Raw genomic sequence first — 17,293 nt, forward strand, 5'->3', positions numbered from 1 at the left:
CGCCGGTACGCTGAGCTGAAAACAGAACCGCCCGGGAAACCGGGCGGTTTTTTCGTTGTGATTGGGGTCAGAGCCCATTTCTGCGAAAGGGATCTAACCCCGCTCTGGCTTCATCGCGGCGCCACATAGCCTCCCGGCACACCTTCCGGCGACAGCACCAGTTGCCACAACTGCGCGTGCCGGCAACGGAAGGTCGCCATCGAACCGGCCAGATAGAAGCGCCACATCCGCCGGAAATGCTCGTCATAGCGCGCATCCAGCCGCGGCCAGGCCGCCTCCACGTTGCGCCGCCACGCCTGCAGGGTCAGGTCGTAGTCGGTGCCGAAATTGTGCCAGTCCTCCAGCACGAACCGCCCCTCGAATGCCCTGCTGATCTGCGCCGCCGAGGGCAGCATCGAGTTGGGAAAGATGTAGCGCGCGATCCACGGATCGGTACGATGCCGCGACACGTTGGTCCCGATGCTGTGCAGCAGCAGCAGGCCACGTGGCGACAGGCAGCGCCGCGCCACCTCGAAGAAACTGCGGTAGTTCTTGTCACCGACGTGCTCGAACATGCCGATCGAGAAGATCGCATCGAAGGGTTCGTCCAGCGCGCGGTAGTCCTGCAGGCGGATCTCGATCGGCAGACCGGCGCACAGCTCGCGCGCGAATTCCGCCTGCTCCTGCGAGATCGTTACACCGACCCCGCTGACTCCATAGCGTTCAGCAGCGAACTTCAGGGCCTCGCCCCAGCCACAGCCGATATCCAGCACCCGCTGGCCCGGGCGCAATCCCAGCTTGCGGCAGACCAGGTCCAGCTTGGCTTCCTGTGCAGCGTCCAGGTCATCGGCCTGCCGCCAGTAGCCACAGCTGTACACCAGGCGCCGGCCCAGCATCGCCTGGTACAGATCGTTGCCCAGATCGTAGTGGCGACGGCCGACTTCGTAGCTTCCCTGCCCGGCCTGCAGGTTGAACAGGCGCGCCTTCAGCGCGTCGGCCACTTCCCGCCAGCCGTGCACCCGTTCGTCCAGATGCGCCTGCATGAGGTGGACCAGGAATTCGTCCAGGACGTTGGCGTCCCACCAACCATCCATGTAGCTCTCGCCCAGGCCGAGCGAACCGTGCGCCATGACCCGTGCGAAGAACCTCGGATCATGTACCTGGATGTCCTGTGGCCGGGAGCCGCCAATGCGGACCCCGGCTTCGTGGAGCAGGCCGCTGACCCGCTCCTGCAACCCTGTATCCACGCCCCCTCCTCGTCTGCGCTCAACCGCGTGCGAACAGCTCCACGTAATCCTTGGCCACGTGCGGCAACAGCACCGCCGCCGGCACATCGGCGGTCTGCGTTCCATCCGAGTATGGACCCACCTGGTAGGGCGGGAAAACAAAGCGCAGCGCGGTGATCTGCCCCTTGTCGTCGGTCAGCGGCTGGAACTGGCTGAAATTGTCGGGCTGCGGGCCGGTGCCATCGGCGATCATGCGCGATGCATTGCGCAGCGACTCCTGCAGCTCGGCCGGCTCCATGTCCTCGCCGCTGAGGCGTGTCGCCACGCGCTCGCGCAGCTGGTCCGCGACGAAATCGCTGATCGCCTTCCAGCCCTTGCTGTCGGTCACCAGCTTGTCGGCGCTGAGCATCTGCTGTTGCTCCGGCAGCCAAACGAAACGTGCCACCAGGGGTTCGCCGTGGGCGCCGCCGGTGTAACGGCTGCCATCGGCACTCACCACCACCAGCTGCGGCGTCTCCAGCACCTTCTCGAAGCTCAGCGAGAGTTCGTAGGGCATGGTCGGCTTGTCGTTGCCCAGCCCATCGAGCGCCTGCTGCAGCTCGCTGCGGGCCGTGGTGGCGTAGTCCTGGAGCGCACGCGCCAGGCCCGGATAACGGTCGATGCCTGCCGGATAGCTGATGCCCACCACCTCGCGTTCGTTGTTCTCGATCACGTCGCGCAGGTCGAGCGGTGCTTCCGCAGCGGGCGCCTCGCCCGTGGCGGAGGCATCGACCGCCGGCGCCGCGTCGGCCACCGGTGCCGGGGTTTCGGCTTCACGCTGGCAGCCCGCCAGCAACAGCACGCCTGCCACACCGGCCAGCACGCTTCCGCGCAGCAGCCGGTTGTTTCCAATCTTCATCGGGATCCCCTGTTCATGTTCATCCATCATCGCCCGCCCTGGCTTAAGCGTAGCCCGCTGGCGTCATCCCGCCAGAAGGTCGTGATACTCCTCATGCCGCTGCAGGAATGCCTCGGCGTAGGCACACGCCGGCACGACCTTGTACTTCTGCTCCCGCGCGAACCGCAGCGCCACGCGGGTCAACTCGCCGGCGATGCCCCGGCCGGCGATCGGCTCGGGCACCTCGGTGTGGGTGATGACCATGCGTCTGCGCTTGATCTGGTAATCGAGCACCGCCACCTGTCCACGCACACGGGCAGTGAAGCGATGGTTGGCCTGGTCGTGATCGACCTCGTAGGCCAGACCGGGGGGCGTGACCGAAGCCATGGGACTGTCTCCTGCGGCGACTGCGTGGATGGTGCGCAGCCGGGCGCCATGATCGCGTGAAGCCTGAACAGGGGCAAGTCCAGGCCCTCCACGTCAGTTTGCGACCCTAAAGCTGGAGCGCCCGCGGCCGCTATCGCCTGCGGAGGGGTCCGGCCACGCTGGCACGGCCCTTGCGACCGTAGACCGTGCGACTGCCGTGGAGGCCCCCGATGCACCCCAGCGATTCCCATTCCGATACCGACCGCGCCCTGCTGGAGGGTCTGCTCCAGCTCGCCGTGGAAGGCCAGACCGACGAGCAGGCCTTCCAGCGTATCGGCGAGGAAGTCTTCGCCCGCCTGCTGGACACCTACGGCCAGCAGACCCGGGCCTGACCACGAGCGGGGGCCCTGCCCCGGGGCCGGATCCAGCGGATCCGACCCCAGGCCCTCAACCGCCGCCCAAGCGGAAGGTCGGGTTGGACAGTTCGCGCAGGAAGTGGGTGAAGATGCTCGGCTGCATGGCCAGCATGAAGATCACGCCGAATGCCGCGCCGGCCAGGTGCGCGCTGTGGTTGATGCGGTCGCCGCCGCGCTTGTCCATCCAGATGCTGTAGCCGACATAGAACGCGGCGTACACGATGGCCGGTGCCGGGATGAAGAACACCAGGATGATCGACCACGGCTTGATCAGGATGAAGGCGAACAGCACCGCCGACACCGCACCCGAAGCCCCCAGGCTGAGGTAGTTCGGATTCTTCTGGTTCTTCAGGTAGCTCGGCAGGATCGAGACCACCAGCGCGCCGATGTAGAACGCCGGATAGGTCAGGTAGCTGCCGGTCAGCTGCACCATCACGCTCTCGATGAATCCCCCGAAGAAGAACAGGGTGATCATGTTGAAGATCAGGTGCGACCAGTCCGCGTGGATGAATCCATAGGTCACCAGCCGGTCGTACTGGCGGTGGCGGTCGATGGCCGGTGGCCACAGGATCAGGCGGTCGGCCAGCGCGCGGTGGTTGAACGCCCTCCATGACAGGATGGCGGTGATGGCGATCAACAGCAGATTGACGGGGGTCATGTCAGGCTCAGGCAGCGCGGTAGTTGTCGACCATACGATAGCGTTTCGCGTACCAACCGAAGGCCAACGCCGCGATGAAGGCGAAGCCGGCGAAGAAGAACATCAGGAAGGCCGCCTCGCTCAAGCCGGTGCCGGCGATCTGGTGGGTCACCGTTTCGTTGCGTACGGCCGCATTGGACAGCAGCACCCACAGGTTGCCGATGGTGGTGGTCAGGTTCCAGAAGCTCATCACCACCCCCTTCATCGCCTGGGGCGCCTGGCTGTAGGCGAACTCCAGGCCGGTCGCGGACACCAGGACCTCACCGAAGGTCAGCAGCGCGTACGGCAGGATCTGCCAGAAGATCGACATGGCATTGCCGCCATCCATCACCACCTGGATGCTGCCGACGACGATCCAGGCCAGGCCGCTGAAGGCGATGCCGGCGGTCATCCGGCGCAGCGCGGTCGGCTCGAAGCCGAAGCGGCGCAGGGCCGGGTACAGCACCAGGTTGTTGAACGGGATGAGGATCATCACCAGCAGCGGGTTCAGCGCCTGCATCTGGGAGGCGGTGAACCAGCTCGGCATCTGCATCTGCTGTCCCTGCAGCACCCAGGTCGAGGCCTTCTGGTCGAACAGCGAGAAGAACGGCGTGGTCAACGCGAAGATCACCAGCACGCGCAGCACCGAACGCACGCCCTCCACGGCTTCGGCCGGATGGTGCGCGCGGGCGCGGTCCAGCTGCAGCCAGGTGCCGCCACCGACACCAGCCAGAATCGCCACCAGCGCAAGGCACAGGCAGATCACGATGCCCAACGAGCCGACCAGGCCGAACGATGCCACCGCCAGCACCAGGCCGGCCACGGCGATCGCCAGGCCCGGACGGCCCTGGCCCGCCACCCGCGCGGTCAGCGCCGTGCGCGCCACGTTGGCGAACGAATGCGGGTCCTTCGGCGGCAGCGGCACCAGTACGTAGCGCTTGCGGCCAAGCCAGAACACGAAGGTCGCCACGAACATCAGGATGCCCGGAATGCCGAACGCCCACTGCGGGCCCCAGTTCTTCAGCACCAGCGGAATCAGCAGCGACGCAAACAGCGAGCCGAAGTTGATGATCCAGTAGAAGGCATCGAACACCAGCTTGGCCAGGTGCTTGTTGCTCTGGTCGAACTGGTCACCCATGAACGAGGCCACCAGCGGCTTGATGCCACCGGCACCCAGCGCGATCAGGCCCAGGCCGAGGAAGAAGCCCTGGCGGCTGTTCTCGAACAGCGCCAGGCACAGGTGGCCGGCGCAGTAGACCAAGCTGAACCAGAGGATCGTGTGGTACTTGCCGAAGAACCTGTCGGCCAGCCAGCCGCCCAGCAGCGGGAAGAAGTACACGCCGATCATGAAGCTGTGCATGATGTCCTTGGCTTCACCGGCACGGCCTTCCGCAGTGATTTCCTGCAGCAGCAGCGAGGTGATCAGGAACTGCACCAGGATGTTGCGCATCCCGTAGAAGCTGAACCGTTCGCAGGCCTCATTGCCGATGATGTACGGGATCTGGCGCGGCATCTTTCCCTGGCCGGCGATGGGGGCGACTGCGTCGTGGCTCATCCTGTAAGGCATTCCTGCAAAGCGAAAGCCGCAAGGTTACCGGAACCTGCGGGCTGGAAGCACGCTGCGGGGCTGCATGACAGCGCCGCCGATCCATGGCAGGCGGTACCGGTGCCCTGCCGGAAGTCACGGCACCTGCACGACAAAAGCGTAAACTTATCGTTATGCGCGCCCTCGTCCTCGTCCGCCCCCTGCTCGGCTGCTGCCTGTTGCTGCTTGCATTGCCGGCACCGGCGCGGCCGCAGCAGGCCGCGGACACCGCGACCCTCGACGCGCAGGCCCGGCAGCTGACCGTGGCGGCCCTGGAACTGCCCGGGCGGGACGATGCGCAGTGGAAGCAACGCCGCGAACAGGTGGCGCAGCTGTTGACCGAGCTGCAGCCGGACGTCATCTCGGTGCAGCAGGTACGGCAGCAGCAGGGGCGCAACCCGGCCTGCTGGCTGGCCAATCGGCTGCGCTACAGCTGCGACTTCGTCACGGCCGACCCGCCCAGCCAGCCGCTGCGGCACGGCAATGCGATGCTGACGCGGCTGCCGGTCAGCGAGGATGGCGTGACCCTGCTGCACCCGCCCGGTACGTTCAGCGCGGCGGGCATGATGCGGCTGCGGCTGGGCGAGGCCCTGGTCAATGTCTACGTGACCCGCCTGCGCCCGGAACCGGATGAAGCGGCGGCCCGCCAGCACCAGACCAGCGATCTCATGGCCTGGATCAGCGCGACCGCAGAAGGCCTGCCCAGTGTGATCGCAGGCGATTTTTCCGCCGGCACGGTGGAACTGGTGCGCGCTACGCCGGGCTTCCAGCCGGCCCGGCGCAGCCCGGGCGGCCGGGCGGAAGCGTCAGCTTCCGGTGCCAGCGGCGCCAGCGGTCACGGCCTGGATGTGCTGTTCCAGGTCAAGCATTTCGGTGGCATCCGCCAGCAGCCCATCCTGCTGCCGGCCGACGGCGAGCTGCCTGGACTGCGCCTGGGGATGATGGCCACCCTGCGCCTGCAGGGCGATACGGCCACCGCGGAATAGGCCCGCCCTTGGCTCCGGTGGGTGCCGACCTTGGTCGGCACATTCCCACCGCGCTCGCACCATCGCCCGTGCCGACCAAGGTCGGCACCCACCAGGTCCCGCCCGACGTCCAGAAGCTGGCAAACAAAAAGGCCGGGGTCTCCCCCGGCCTTCTCATGTCATCCCGTCACCGCCTTCAGGCGATCGCGTCCTGGTAACGGCGCTCGACTTCGTTCCAGTCGATGACGTTGAAGAACGCGCCGATGTATTCCGGACGACGGTTCTGGTACTTCAGGTAGTACGCGTGCTCCCACACGTCCAGACCGAGGATGGGCGTGTTGCCTTCCATCAGCGGGCTGTCCTGGTTGCCGGTGCTTTCCACCACGACCTTCTTGTCGGGGGTGACGCTCAACCATGCCCAGCCGCTGCCGAAGCGGGTCAGCGCCGCCTTGGTGAAGGCGTCCTTGAACTTGTCGAAACCGCCCAGGTCCTTGTCGATGGCCTTGGCCACGTCGCCCACCGGGTTGCCGCCCGCGTTCGGTGCCATCACCGTCCAGAACAGCGAGTGGTTGGCATGGCCACCGCCGTTGTTGCGCACCGGGCCCTGCAGGTTCTCCGGCAGCGACTTCAGCTTCTTCACCAGCTCTTCCACCGGCAGGTCAGCGTACTCGGTGCCTTCCAGCGCCGCGTTGACGTTGTTGATGTAGGTCTGGTGATGCTTGGTGTGATGGATCTCCATCGTCGCCGCGTCGATATGCGGCTCCAGCGCGTCGTAGGCGTAGGACAGCTTGGGCAGGGTATAGGCCATGATGCATCTCCTGATTGCGAGGGCACCCGACGGTGTCGGGTGTAGCGCGGTGAATGATGGGGACAGACCACTAGATTACCAAGGGGGATGTAAAGGAAATTGCGTCCTGCCGGTGAGCATGCCGGCAATTGTTACGCAGCGGTGACGCGGCGGTTCCTCATGCAGCGTGCAGCGCACAGGCGCTACAGTGCATGCACCACCCTCACCCGTTCGTGCCCATGCGCAACCCCCGGCTGCTGATCACTGCCATCGCCCTGCTGCTGCTCGGCCTGGTCGTCAACCACGTCATGCAGCGGCCGCCGGCACCGCAGTTCGCGCCGGACCTGCAGGGCGCCCCGACCCGGACTGCCCCCACCCCGGCACACCGCGATGGCGCACGCAGCGGCCTGCCCGCCTTCCTTCCCGCCGAAGCACGCCAGACCATCACCCTGATCCAGCGGGGCGGGCCCTTCCCGCACCGCCAGGATGGCAGCACCTTCGGCAACCGCGAGCAGCGCCTGCCGCAGCGGCCGCGTGGCTACTACCGCGAGTACACGGTCGACACCCCCGGTGCGGGCAACCGGGGGGCACGCCGCATCGTCACGGGCGGCGATCCAGCAGAGGCGTGGTACTACACCGATGACCATTACGGCTCATTCCGCAGCTTCACCGTTCCATCCCCCGGAGACGCTCGATGAGCCACGATGATTTCGGCCTCGGCCTGCACGACATCAACAACGCCGGCGTGTATGCCATCGACAGCGCGGACATCGGCGCGCTTGCCGCGGCCATGCGCGATGCCGGCCTGAAGGTGATCCGCATCGATCTGGAGGGCGTGACCGACAAGCGCACCCTGCTGGCGCGGCTGTCCGCGCAGCTGGACTTCCCGGCCGGTTTCGGCGGCAACTGGGATGCCCTGTCGGACAATCTTCGCGACCTGCAGTGGCTGCCGGCCAGCGGTTATGCGCTGTTCCTGGCGGATGTCGACGCGCTGCGCGCTGGTGCAGCCAAGGATTTCGACACCCTGCTCGACGTGCTGGACGAAGCCTGCCGGGATTGGGTCGGCCGCGACGTGCCGTTCTGGGTGTTCCTGTCACAGAGCGAGTAAAGGGGCGACGCCGACCAAGGCCGGCCGCCCGCAATGGTTCCGGCGAAGAGCCCCCCTTGTTGTTCAAAGGGGGCGCGCCAACGGCGCGGGGATAAGGAAACATGCGTGGACAATGGGAGCCGCTAGCGGCTCCCATTGTCTTCCTGCAGTTCCTTCTTGAACGGGATATCCGGCGGCGGCCGGGCCACGGCCGGCTGGTCCTGCATGTTCGGGTCGGTCAGGCCGCAGCCGCCACCCGCCTGCAGAATGGAGATGACGCAGGAAATCCGGGTGCTGGTGCCGGGAAGCGGAATCTCCATCGCCTTGACGCCCTTGCGCACCCACTCGGCCAGCAGCGACTCCTGCGGCACCCAGTATTTGTCGAACGAGGTGGGCGTGTAGTCGTAGGGCGGTCGCTTCAGCCATGTCCCCGACTGGGCGATGCGTTCCTTGCTCCAGCCGTCGTTGTCCCCCCCGGGAGCGCCGCGCTCCGCATTGCCGGGGCCGTCCTGCCCCGGTACCCGCACGCTGCCGTCGGCATTGAACAGGCCGTTGCCCCGGCCCGCGCTGCTCGCCTGCGCGGCGCCGCTGCGGGCGCCATCACGAGTGCGATCGGAGGCCCCCCAGTCGTCGCCCCGGGCCGGCGTAGCCCAGTTGCCCGGGGTCGGCGTCGGGCGGGCACCGGCCTGTGCCGGTGTCGTGGCGGCGGCTGATGGGCGCGCCGCGGGACTGCTCACCGCAGCCGCGCTGCCCTGGGCTGCGGGGGCGGAGGTTGCCGCACTGCCACTGGAAGGCGCAGGCGAAGCGACCGGTGCAGACGCCACCTCACGTTCGCGCACCTGCACGTCGCGGCCTGCGGGCGCCCGTACTGCAGGCTCACGGCCTGCGATCGGCGCCATCCGCACCTGCGGATCGACAACCGCCTGCACTTCGCGTTCGCGCACCTGCACATCCTGCTGCGGAACGCGGATCGGTACTTCCGCTGCGCGCACCGCCGGAGCCACAACGGGTGTCTCCACGATGGCCACCTCACGTTCCTGCACCTGCGGCTGGCGGATCTGCGGCACCCTCACCTGCACATCCGGCGTGCGCAGCGCTTGCGGTGTGGGCGGCGCCTCCAGCGGCTGCACGCTGCGCTCGCGTACGCTGGGCGTTGTGTCGCGCGGCACGATGCTCACTTCGGTGCGCGGCACGCTGACCGGCGGCACCACGAAATCGGTCGTGGCCTGCGCCACGTCGGTCGCCTGGACCGGCGAAGGCGGCGGCGTGGCCGGTGGGGCCGGCTCGGTCGGCATGGCTTGCGGAGGCGTACTGGCGGCAGCGGGGGCCGCAGCAGGGGATGGCTGCGGGCGCGCCGCGACCGGTCGCGGCTGCGGCGCAGTTGCCGATCCTGCCGCGTCTCCTGCAGCCGTGCGGCCGGCTGCAGCTGCTGCAGCCGATTCGGCGCCGGGCTGGTCGCCTCCGCCCTCCTGGCTGGCGCGGCCGACAAACTCGATCTGCACGCGCTCACCGTCGGATCCCTGCTCGGCGGGCACCGAGGTGCGGATCACCGCCACCCACAGCAGCAGCAGGAAGAACAGCAGGTGCAGCAATGCACTGGCGACGGCCGACGTCCAGCGCATCCAGCGCTGGTCACGCGGCGCCGGCTCCCAGTCCTGCCACAACAGGCGCCGCAGCGCCTGCCAGCGGGGCAGCACCGGCAGCGTCCCGGGGCGTCCCGGCAGAGGCCTGGGCAGCAGCACCGCGATCACCTCGCGGGCATGGAACGGGCGTGGCAACGGGCTCAGCGAGCGCAGCCACAGCGCCCAGCCATAAGGCAGGCGCGTGTTCTTCTCCAGGATGATCGGTTGCTGCTGGCGCGCCAGCAGCAGGTCGATGAGTTGCTCGGCTCTGGGCAGAGGCACGCGTCGGCGATCAGGCGGCGTTGCCGCGCGGGATGTACGGTGCGTGGCCGCTGTCGTGGTCGGTCGCGTCGCGCACTGCGGTCACGCCGGGTACCCGGCCCATCAAGGTCTTTTCGATGCCCTGCTTGAGGGTCACATCGGCCATGCCACAGCCCTGGCAGCCACCACCGAAACGCAGCAGCACCACGCCCTCGGCCGAGACTTCCTGCACTGCGACCTTGCCGCCATGGGAGGCGAGCTGTGGATTGATTTCATTCTCCACCACCCAGTGCACACGCTCGACCAGCGAAGCGGCCTCCCCGGGCGCTTCGCCCTTGATGCGCGGCGCCTTGATGGTCAACTGCTGGGCACCTGCCGCGCCAGCCACGATGTCGATCTCCGCACCATCGAGCCAGCCGACGCTGCCGGCGTCGACATACAGGGTGAACCCGTCGCAGTCCACGGCCCACTCGTCGCCGTGCAGGTCCGAGGGTTCGGCAAATTCCAACCGCGCATCGGCACGCGGAGTGCCGGGATCGACCGCGCTCAGGCGTACGCCCATGCCGGGCGCGCCCTCGCGTTCGATCAGCTTGCGGAAATGGGTCTGGGCAGTGTCGGAGATCTGGATCATCAGGCTATTCTAGCCAAGTAAGTGTCAACCGCTCATTCGGTTTATACACCGTCCGGCGCATTGTTCAGTCAACACGAGGTGGAGATTCCCATGGCCGACCTGATTCCACTGGCCCAGGCCCGTTGCGTACCGCGCAAAGGCAGCGACCACAAGCTGGGCGAGGCCCGGCTGGCCGAGCTGCTGCCGCAGATTCCCGGCTGGGAACTGGCCGAGGGCGGCCAGGCGCTGCTGCGCACCTTCCGCTTCAAGGACTACTACGCCACCATGGCCTTTGTGAATGCACTGGCCTGGATCGCCCACCACGAGGATCACCACCCGGACCTGGGCGTGCACTACGACCGCGCCGTGGTGCGCTATTCGACCCACGACGTCGGCGGCCTGAGCGAGAACGACTTCATCTGCGCGGCCAAGACATCGGCCCTCACGGAGCAACTGCCATGAATGTGCGAGTGCTGAGCCTGTCCCTGATCGCCGTGACCGGCCTCGCCGGCTGTGGCGCCTCCGAGCCGTCGCCGCCCGTGCCGCCGCCGACCGAGGTGGCTGCGGTGAAGACGCCGCCGCCGCAGTACCCGCTCGAGCTGGCCTGTACCGGTACGGGCGGCACCAGCACCTTCAAGGTGACCATCGGCACCGACGGCAAGCCCAGCGAAGTGACCCTGCTGAGCGGCGCGGGCAACCCGCAGCTGGATGAGCTGGCCAGGAATGCCGTGCAGGGCTGGCAGTTCAAGGCCGCCACCCGCAACGGCCAGGCCGTGCCCGCCACCATCCAGGTGCCGGTCAGCTTCAACCCGCCGCAGCCGAAGCCGGACCAGTGTTTCGCGGTGGAAGAGCGCCTGCGCCGCGGCGGCTGACCGCACACCATGACGAGGCCAGCCGACGCCCGCCTCGCCCTTGCTGCCCCGGCAGTGCCCGGGGCGGTTGTCTGTTGACCAGGACCGCGTCGGTACATGCTGCAGATCCCCCCCGAAAACATCTGGATCGCGCTGGCGGTCACCCTCGCGGCCGGCCTGGCGACCGCCATCGGCAGCCTGCTGGTGCTGTTCTCGCGCCGCCCCAATCCGCGCCTGCTGGCGTTCGGCCTGGCCTTCGCCGGCGGCGCGATGGTCTACGTGTCGCTGTCGGAGATCCTCAACAAGTCCATCGCGTCGTTCGCCCTGGCCTATGGCGAGCGCACCGGCTTCACCTACGGCACGCTGGCGTTCCTGGCCGGTGTGATCGTGATCGTGCTGATCGATCACTTCATTCCCAATCCGCACGACAGCCTGGACAAGCAGGACCCTGCGTTCCGCGAGAACAGCCGCGAGTACCTGAAGCGGGTCGCGCTGCTGACCTCGGTGGCGATCACCGCACACAATTTCCCGGAAGGGCTGGCGACCTTCTTCGCTACGCTGGAAAGCCCGTCGGTGGGCATGCCGCTGGCCTTCGCCATCGCCATCCACAACATTCCCGAGGGCATCGCAATCGCGGTCCCGGTGTACTTCGCCACCCAGAACAAGTTCTATGCGTTCGGCGCCAGCCTGCTGTCAGGCCTGGCCGAGCCGGTGGGGGCCATGCTGGGCTACTGGCTGCTGTCCGGATCGCTGTCGCACGCCACGTTCGGCTGGGTGTTCGGCCTGATCGCCGGCGTGATGGTGTTCCTGGCCCTGGATGAACTGCTGCCGGCGGCCAAGCGCTACGCCAAGGGTCACGAAACGGTGTACGGCCTGGTTGCAGGCATGGGAACGCTGGCGGTCAGCCTGGTGCTGTTCAAGTGGTGAGCGGGTTGCGACCAACGGGCTGAGCCCCCTCGCGGCTGGCGGAGCGAGATCCCGGGGTTGGACCAGGCTCTGACAGGCTATAGGCGCGCCAGCCGCGCGATGAAAGAATGAAAAAGCGAAGCCCGCGCTGCGCGCGTCAGTCGAGCGTGGCTCGACTGTACAAGGGCTGCGTGCGGGTATGGGTCTACGCTGCGGCTGTCAGGTCCGCCTTGTAGCGAGCCGAGGAGCGCAGGGCACCGGCGCGCAGCGCCGGCGCGGATGGCGGCGTGTTTCTTTGGCTACTTTCTTTGCACGAGCAAAGAAAGTGAAAAGCCCACTCATCGCAGGGAAGCGACGGTGCCGACCAAGCACCCGGCGCCGCCGAACCGCCGTCAGCGCAGGCGGTCCAGCGCCTCGACCAACTCATCCGCCAGCGGAGCGTTCAGCACGTAGGGGGTCTTGCCGTCGTCCAGCGCGAACTCCAGCGAGGCCGCGTGCAGGAACAACCGCTTCAGGCCGATCTGCTCACGAAGCCGCTTGTTCACCGCAGGATCGCCGTACTTGTCGTCACCGGCCACCGCATGCCCCAGATGCTGGGCGTGCACCCGGATCTGATGGGTCCGGCCGGTCTCGATGCGCACCTCGCAATAGGAATGGCCCCCACGCCGCTCCAGCACGCGGAAATGACTGATCGATTCCTTGCCGATCGCATTGACCTGGACATGTCGCTCACCGCCCTGGCGCAGGCCCACGTGCAGCGGCGCGTCCACCGTCATCACCCCGTCGGGCATGCGCCCGGTCAGCAGGGTCAGGTAACGCTTGCGGATGCCGGCGCCATGGTCTTCACGCAGCAGCGCCTGCAGCTCGCTCAGCGCCGAGCGCTTCTTGGCCACCACCAGCAGGCCCGACGTATCGCGGTCGAGACGGTGCACCAGTTCCAGCGTCTGGCCCGGGCGCAGGGCGCGCAGGGTCTCGATGGCGCCGAAGCTGATCCCGCTGCCGCCATGACTGGCCACGCCCGAGGGTTTGTTCAGCGCCAGCAGCCGTGCGTCTTCGAAGACGATGGCCTGCTCCAGACGCCGCATGAACGACTCGGGAGGGCCGGCTTTGTCTCCCTCCTCGGTGAGACGGACCGGCGGCACCCGCACCTCGTCGCCCGCCTCCAGCTTGCGCTCGGCCTTGGCGCGGCCGCCATTGACCCGCACCTGGCCGCTGCGCACCAGCTTGTAGACCAGACTGCGCGGGGCCCCTTTCAGCTGGCCGAGCAGGAAATTATCCAGGCGCTGGCCGGCGCGGTCGGCGGGAACGGTGATCATGCGCACGGATGGCTTGTCGCCAGCTGGCTTGGTGGGGTCTTGGGCGGTCATCAGGCTGTTTATTCTGTTACACTCGGGGGGCGAGATAAGGGATTGATTTCGTTGGAAGTTACTCAGGGCCAGAAGCCCAGCTTCCGACGAATCCGGCACAGTGCGCGACCACCGCCCGCGGGGCGGCCATGTTAGCGGCTCACCGGCCTTCCCGGCCATCGCCGGATGCCTGACACGCAACCGTGCTGAACATGTCCCGCGTGGCGCTCCAGCCTGGCTGACAGCTGCCTGCGGCCCTGCAACACCCCAAAAACCATATGAGTGAAGCGCTCCCGCGGCCTGCCGTGGTGTCGTAGCGCTGGAAACCCAAGCCCCCCTCCCCGCGCTTGCGCGAATGGGTGGCGAGCCGTATCCAGAGGCGAAACCCCATGGCGTTCCGCGCGGTAGCCGCTTGCGAGGAACGCAACAATGAAGCGAATGCTGATCAACGCCACGCAGGCTGAAGAGCTGCGTGTTGCCATCGTGGATGGCCAGTCGTTGTATGACATCGACATCGAGCAGCCGTCGAAGGAACAGAAGAAGTCCAACATCTACAAGGGCCGGATCTTCCGCATCGAGCCCTCGCTGGAAGCCGCCTTCGTCGAATATGGCGGTGGCCGCCATGGCTTCCTGCCGCTGAAGGAAATCTCCCGCGATTACTTCCAGGCCGGTGTCGACCACAACAAGGCCGGCATCCGCGAGCTGCTCAAGGAAGGCCAGGAAGTGGTGGTCCAGGTCGACAAGGAAGAGCGTGGCAACAAGGGCGCCGCCCTGACCACGTTCATCTCCCTGGCCGGCCGCTACATGGTGCTGATGCCGAACTCGCCAAGTGCCGGCGGCGTCTCCCGCCGCATCGAGGGCGAAGACCGGGCGGCCCTGAAGGACGCACTGGACAAGCTGAACATTCCCGACGACATGGGCGTGATCATCCGTACCGCCGGCGTCGGTCGCGATGCGGAAGAGCTGCAGTGGGATCTGGACTACCTGCTCAGCGTCTGGCGGGCGATCGCCGAGGCGGCGCTGAGCAAGCCGGCCCCGTTCCTGATCTACCAGGAATCGCGCCTGATCGTGCGCGCCCTGCGTGACTACCTGCGCGCCGACATCGGCGAGATCCTGGTGGACACCGAGGAGATGTACGAGCACGCCAGGGAATTCATGCAGCAGGTAATGCCGCAGACCCTGCGCAAGCTCAAGCATTACAAGGACGACATCCCGCTGTTCAACCGCTTCCAGATCGAATCGCAGATCGAAGGCGCCTACGAGCGCAACGTGCGCCTGCCGTCGGGCGGCTCGATCGTGGTCGACCAGACCGAAGCACTGACCGCCGTCGACGTGAACTCCTCGCGCGCGACCAAGGGCAGCGACATCGAGGACACCGCCTTCCAGACCAATCTGGAAGCGGCCGAGGAAGTGGCCCGCCAGCTGCGCCTGCGCGATCTGGGCGGCCTGGTGGTGATCGACTTCATCGACATGTCCTCCAACAAGCATCAGCGCGAGGTCGAGAACCGCCTGGCCAACGCGCTGAAGTACGACCGCGCACGCGTGCAGGTCGGCCGCATCTCGCGCTTCGGCCTGCTGGAAATGAGCCGCCAGCGCCTGCGCCCGAGCCTGGGCGAATCGAGCCAGATCGTCTGCCCGCGCTGTGATGGCCATGGCCGCATGCGCAGCGTCGAGTCGCTGTCGCTGTCGATCATCCGCGTGGCCGAAGAGCACGCGATGAAGGAGAACACCGGTCAGGTGCTGGTGCAGGCGCCGGTGGAGATCGCCAATTACCTGCTGAACGAGAAGCGCAGCGCGCTGCGCGAAATCGAACAGCGCCATGAAGCGCCGATCGTGATCGTCGCCGACGAGCAGCTGCACACCCCGCACTACACGGTCACCCGCCTGCGTGAGAACGAACTGGGCGAGGAAAGCAGCCGTCCGAGCTACCAGCGTGGCACTCCGCGCAAGCTGCCTGTGCACGCCCTCACCAAGGGCCAGCTGAACATCCCGCCGCCGGTGGTGACCCAGGTCAAGCACACCTCCCCCGCCCCGGTGCGTGAGGAAGTGGAGCCGGCTGCAGCGGCACCCGCGCCGGTGGTGGCTGCGCCCGCCGCCCCGTCGACCGGCGGTGGCGTGATCGGTTGGATCAAGCGCGTGTTCGGTGGTGAGCCGGCACCCGCCCCGGCGCCGCCGGCCGCCCGCCAGCCGCAGCAGGACGGTGGCCGCAGGGAGCGCAACAAGGATCGCAACAAGGACCGCAAGGACCGTCGCGACGACAATCGCGGCAACGGCAATGCGCAGCAGCAGAAGGAGGGCGGCAACCGCAAGGATCGCGGCGAACAGCGCAAGGACGGCCGTCAGGGTGGCAATGGCAACACGAACGGCAACGGCCAGCCGCAGGGCAAGCAGAAGGACGGCCAGCAGCCGCAGCAGCAGAACAAGCCGCGCAACGAGCAGCAGGGCCAGAACCCGCAGCAGCCGAAGCTCAAGCAGCCGAAGCAGCCGCGTCCGCAGCAGGACGGCGACAAGCCGGCCGAGAAGCCGCAGCGTGGTGCCGCAGAAGCCCAGACCGACACGGCGACGGCATCCGCTGCGGTGGCGGCCAGTGCCATCACCGCTGCTGCGGTGGCCGCGCGGGAGGCTACGGCGCCGGTCGCGCCGGTGGTCGCACAGCCGCCGGTCGAAACCGCGGCGCCGGCCGAAGTCGCGCCTGTCACCGCCGTTGAAGGTGACGCCACTGCCGTGACGGGCGAAGAGGCACCTGCCGACACCACGGGCGAGCAGGCCGGCGAAGGCGCGACCCGCCGTCGTCGTGGTCGTCGTGGTGGCCGCCGCCGCCGCCGTGGTGGCGCCGAGAATGCGGCCGGCACCGATCCGCTGGGCGAAGACCAGGATGACGGTGACGAAGGCGATGACGCCGACAGCACCGACAGCGCCGAGCCGCGTGTCGACCACGCTGCCGGGTCAGCACCGGTTGCAGCCACGCAGCCCGCCCGCTCGCAGCCGGAGTTCGACTTCGATGATGACGTCGAGCCGTCCATCGTCGAAGGCGAGAAGCCGGCCCGCGTTGCGGCCGCTGTCGCCGCCGCACCGGCCGCCGTGGTCAGCAGCGCCGTGGTTGAAGCCGCCGCGCCGGTGACCGCCGCGCCTCCGGCACCGGTCGAGACCGCTGCCAAGGCAGAACCGGCACCATCGCCGGTGCAGACCAGCATGCTCGACGCCATCGACGCCGCGACACCCGCACAGCCCGTGGCGGCGGCAACCCCGTCGGCGGACGCCGCACCGGTGATCGAAGCAACGCCGGTCGTGGCCGAAGCGGCCCCTGTGGTGGACGTGAAGCCGGTCGTGGTCGAGCCTGCACCCGTCGTGGAGTCGAAGCCGGAGGCTGTTGAAGCAGCGCCCGTGCCTGAAACCGCACCGGTGGCTGTTGAGGCGGCCCCGGTGGTTCAAGTGAAGCCGGTCGTCGAGCCTGTCGTGGTTGCCGAAGCCCCGGTCGCACCGGTGGCCGTGGAAGCCCCGCCGGTGGACGCCCCTGCGCCGGTCGCCGATGCCGTCGTGACGCCGCCCCTCGACCCGGTCGCGGATGGCCATGCCGATGCTGCCGCCCAGGCGGCCGAAGCCAAGGCTGACGAAGAGGACGACGAGGCCGCCAAGCGCACGCCGCCGGCCAACTGACCGCTCGTTGATCGGGTGACAGCAGAACGGCGGGGATCGATGATCCCCGCCGTTTCTGTTTGTGCATCGGGCTGTA

General features: G+C 67.6%; 17 protein-coding genes. 8 read left to right on the top strand and 9 right to left on the bottom strand.

Annotation, left to right across the window (positions count from 1 at the left end):
• Window positions 1–110: 110 nt before the first annotated feature.
• From cfa to ACZLIF_RS13930, 3 genes are read right to left on the bottom strand one after another with little or no spacing between them, the layout of a single operon-like run.
• Window positions 111–1,226: a cyclopropane fatty acyl phospholipid synthase gene (gene cfa / locus ACZLIF_RS13920; protein WP_065175474.1), complete on the bottom strand. Its 1,116-nt coding sequence runs from the start codon at window positions 1,224–1,226 to the stop codon at window positions 111–113.
• Window positions 1,227–1,245: 19 nt separating this feature from the next.
• Window positions 1,246–2,130, bottom strand: a complete 885-nt coding sequence (locus tag ACZLIF_RS13925; RefSeq protein ID WP_065175544.1) for a DUF3298 and DUF4163 domain-containing protein — start codon at window positions 2,128–2,130, stop codon at window positions 1,246–1,248.
• 36 nt (window positions 2,131–2,166) lie between these two features.
• Window positions 2,167–2,469: a GNAT family N-acetyltransferase gene (locus tag ACZLIF_RS13930; protein WP_053516908.1), complete on the bottom strand. Its 303-nt coding sequence runs from the start codon at window positions 2,467–2,469 to the stop codon at window positions 2,167–2,169.
• Between the two features lie 209 nt (window positions 2,470–2,678).
• Here ACZLIF_RS13930 and ACZLIF_RS13935 point away from each other — a divergent pair, with 209 nt between their 5' ends.
• The gene (locus tag ACZLIF_RS13935) at window positions 2,679–2,840 is read left to right on the top strand and encodes a hypothetical protein (RefSeq protein ID WP_164972342.1); all 162 of its coding nucleotides are present in this window, start codon (window positions 2,679–2,681) and stop codon (window positions 2,838–2,840) included.
• Window positions 2,841–2,895: 55 nt separating this feature from the next.
• On the opposite strand, the gene ACZLIF_RS13940 is transcribed toward ACZLIF_RS13935, so the two are convergent.
• Together ACZLIF_RS13940 and ACZLIF_RS13945 are read right to left on the bottom strand one after the other, a co-directional pair.
• Window positions 2,896–3,522: a rhomboid family intramembrane serine protease gene (locus ACZLIF_RS13940; RefSeq protein WP_053516907.1), complete on the bottom strand. Its 627-nt coding sequence runs from the start codon at window positions 3,520–3,522 to the stop codon at window positions 2,896–2,898.
• A gap of 7 nt (window positions 3,523–3,529) precedes the next feature.
• On the bottom strand, window positions 3,530–5,095 hold the full coding sequence (locus ACZLIF_RS13945; RefSeq protein WP_053516906.1) for a POT-type proton-dependent oligopeptide transporter: 1,566 nt from the start codon (window positions 5,093–5,095) through the stop codon (window positions 3,530–3,532).
• 164 nt (window positions 5,096–5,259) lie between these two features.
• Between ACZLIF_RS13945 and ACZLIF_RS13950 the strand changes: the two genes are divergently transcribed.
• Entirely contained in the window at window positions 5,260–6,111 is an 852-nt protein-coding gene (locus ACZLIF_RS13950) for an endonuclease/exonuclease/phosphatase family protein (protein WP_128987933.1), read from the top strand.
• 175 nt (window positions 6,112–6,286) lie between these two features.
• Here ACZLIF_RS13950 and ACZLIF_RS13955 read toward each other — a convergent pair whose 3' ends face one another.
• Window positions 6,287–6,898, bottom strand: coding sequence for a superoxide dismutase (locus tag ACZLIF_RS13955; RefSeq protein ID WP_049458515.1), 612 nt, complete (start codon window positions 6,896–6,898; stop codon window positions 6,287–6,289).
• Window positions 6,899–7,116: 218 nt separating this feature from the next.
• On the opposite strand from ACZLIF_RS13955, the gene ACZLIF_RS13960 reads away from it, so the two are divergent.
• Both ACZLIF_RS13960 and ACZLIF_RS13965 read left to right on the top strand, forming a co-directional pair.
• Window positions 7,117–7,575 carry a guanyl-specific ribonuclease gene (locus tag ACZLIF_RS13960; protein WP_128987952.1) on the top strand — a complete coding sequence of 153 codons (459 nt, stop codon included), beginning with the start codon at window positions 7,117–7,119 and terminating at the stop codon, window positions 7,573–7,575.
• Window positions 7,572–7,985, top strand: coding sequence for a barstar family protein (locus ACZLIF_RS13965; RefSeq protein ID WP_128987931.1), 414 nt, complete (start codon window positions 7,572–7,574; stop codon window positions 7,983–7,985). Before ACZLIF_RS13960 ends, ACZLIF_RS13965 begins: the two co-directional genes overlap by 4 nt.
• Before the next feature lie 122 nt (window positions 7,986–8,107).
• Here ACZLIF_RS13965 and ACZLIF_RS13970 read toward each other — a convergent pair whose 3' ends face one another.
• Window positions 8,108–9,868, bottom strand: a complete 1,761-nt coding sequence (locus tag ACZLIF_RS13970; RefSeq protein ID WP_128987930.1) for a hypothetical protein — start codon at window positions 9,866–9,868, stop codon at window positions 8,108–8,110.
• A 10-nt stretch (window positions 9,869–9,878) separates the two neighbouring features.
• Window positions 9,879–10,478: an NfuA family Fe-S biogenesis protein gene (locus ACZLIF_RS13975; protein ID WP_065175480.1), complete on the bottom strand. Its 600-nt coding sequence runs from the start codon at window positions 10,476–10,478 to the stop codon at window positions 9,879–9,881.
• A 90-nt stretch (window positions 10,479–10,568) separates the two neighbouring features.
• Between ACZLIF_RS13975 and ACZLIF_RS13980 the strand changes: the two genes are divergently transcribed.
• The 3 genes from ACZLIF_RS13980 to zupT all read left to right on the top strand — a co-directional run bounded on the left by ACZLIF_RS13980 (window position 10,569) and on the right by zupT (window position 12,235).
• Window positions 10,569–10,919, top strand: coding sequence for a 4a-hydroxytetrahydrobiopterin dehydratase (locus ACZLIF_RS13980; protein ID WP_053516899.1), 351 nt, complete (start codon window positions 10,569–10,571; stop codon window positions 10,917–10,919).
• Window positions 10,916–11,329, top strand: a complete 414-nt coding sequence (locus ACZLIF_RS13985) for an energy transducer TonB (RefSeq protein ID WP_053516898.1) — start codon at window positions 10,916–10,918, stop codon at window positions 11,327–11,329. Before ACZLIF_RS13980 ends, ACZLIF_RS13985 begins: the two co-directional genes overlap by 4 nt.
• Window positions 11,330–11,425: 96 nt before the next feature.
• Window positions 11,426–12,235, top strand: coding sequence for a zinc transporter ZupT (gene zupT / locus ACZLIF_RS13990; protein ID WP_053516897.1), 810 nt, complete (start codon window positions 11,426–11,428; stop codon window positions 12,233–12,235).
• Between the two features lie 371 nt (window positions 12,236–12,606).
• Here zupT and ACZLIF_RS13995 read toward each other — a convergent pair whose 3' ends face one another.
• The gene (locus ACZLIF_RS13995; RefSeq protein ID WP_065181953.1) at window positions 12,607–13,581 is read right to left on the bottom strand and encodes an RluA family pseudouridine synthase; all 975 of its coding nucleotides are present in this window, start codon (window positions 13,579–13,581) and stop codon (window positions 12,607–12,609) included.
• Between the two features lie 408 nt (window positions 13,582–13,989).
• On the opposite strand from ACZLIF_RS13995, the gene rne reads away from it, so the two are divergent.
• Complete coding sequence (rne, locus tag ACZLIF_RS14000; RefSeq protein WP_128987929.1) at window positions 13,990–17,217, top strand: ribonuclease E; 3,228 nt, start codon at window positions 13,990–13,992, stop codon at window positions 17,215–17,217.
• Window positions 17,218–17,293: the final 76 nt, after the last annotated feature.

It is taken from the genome of Stenotrophomonas sp. 2201_Sma (assembly GCF_056486685.1).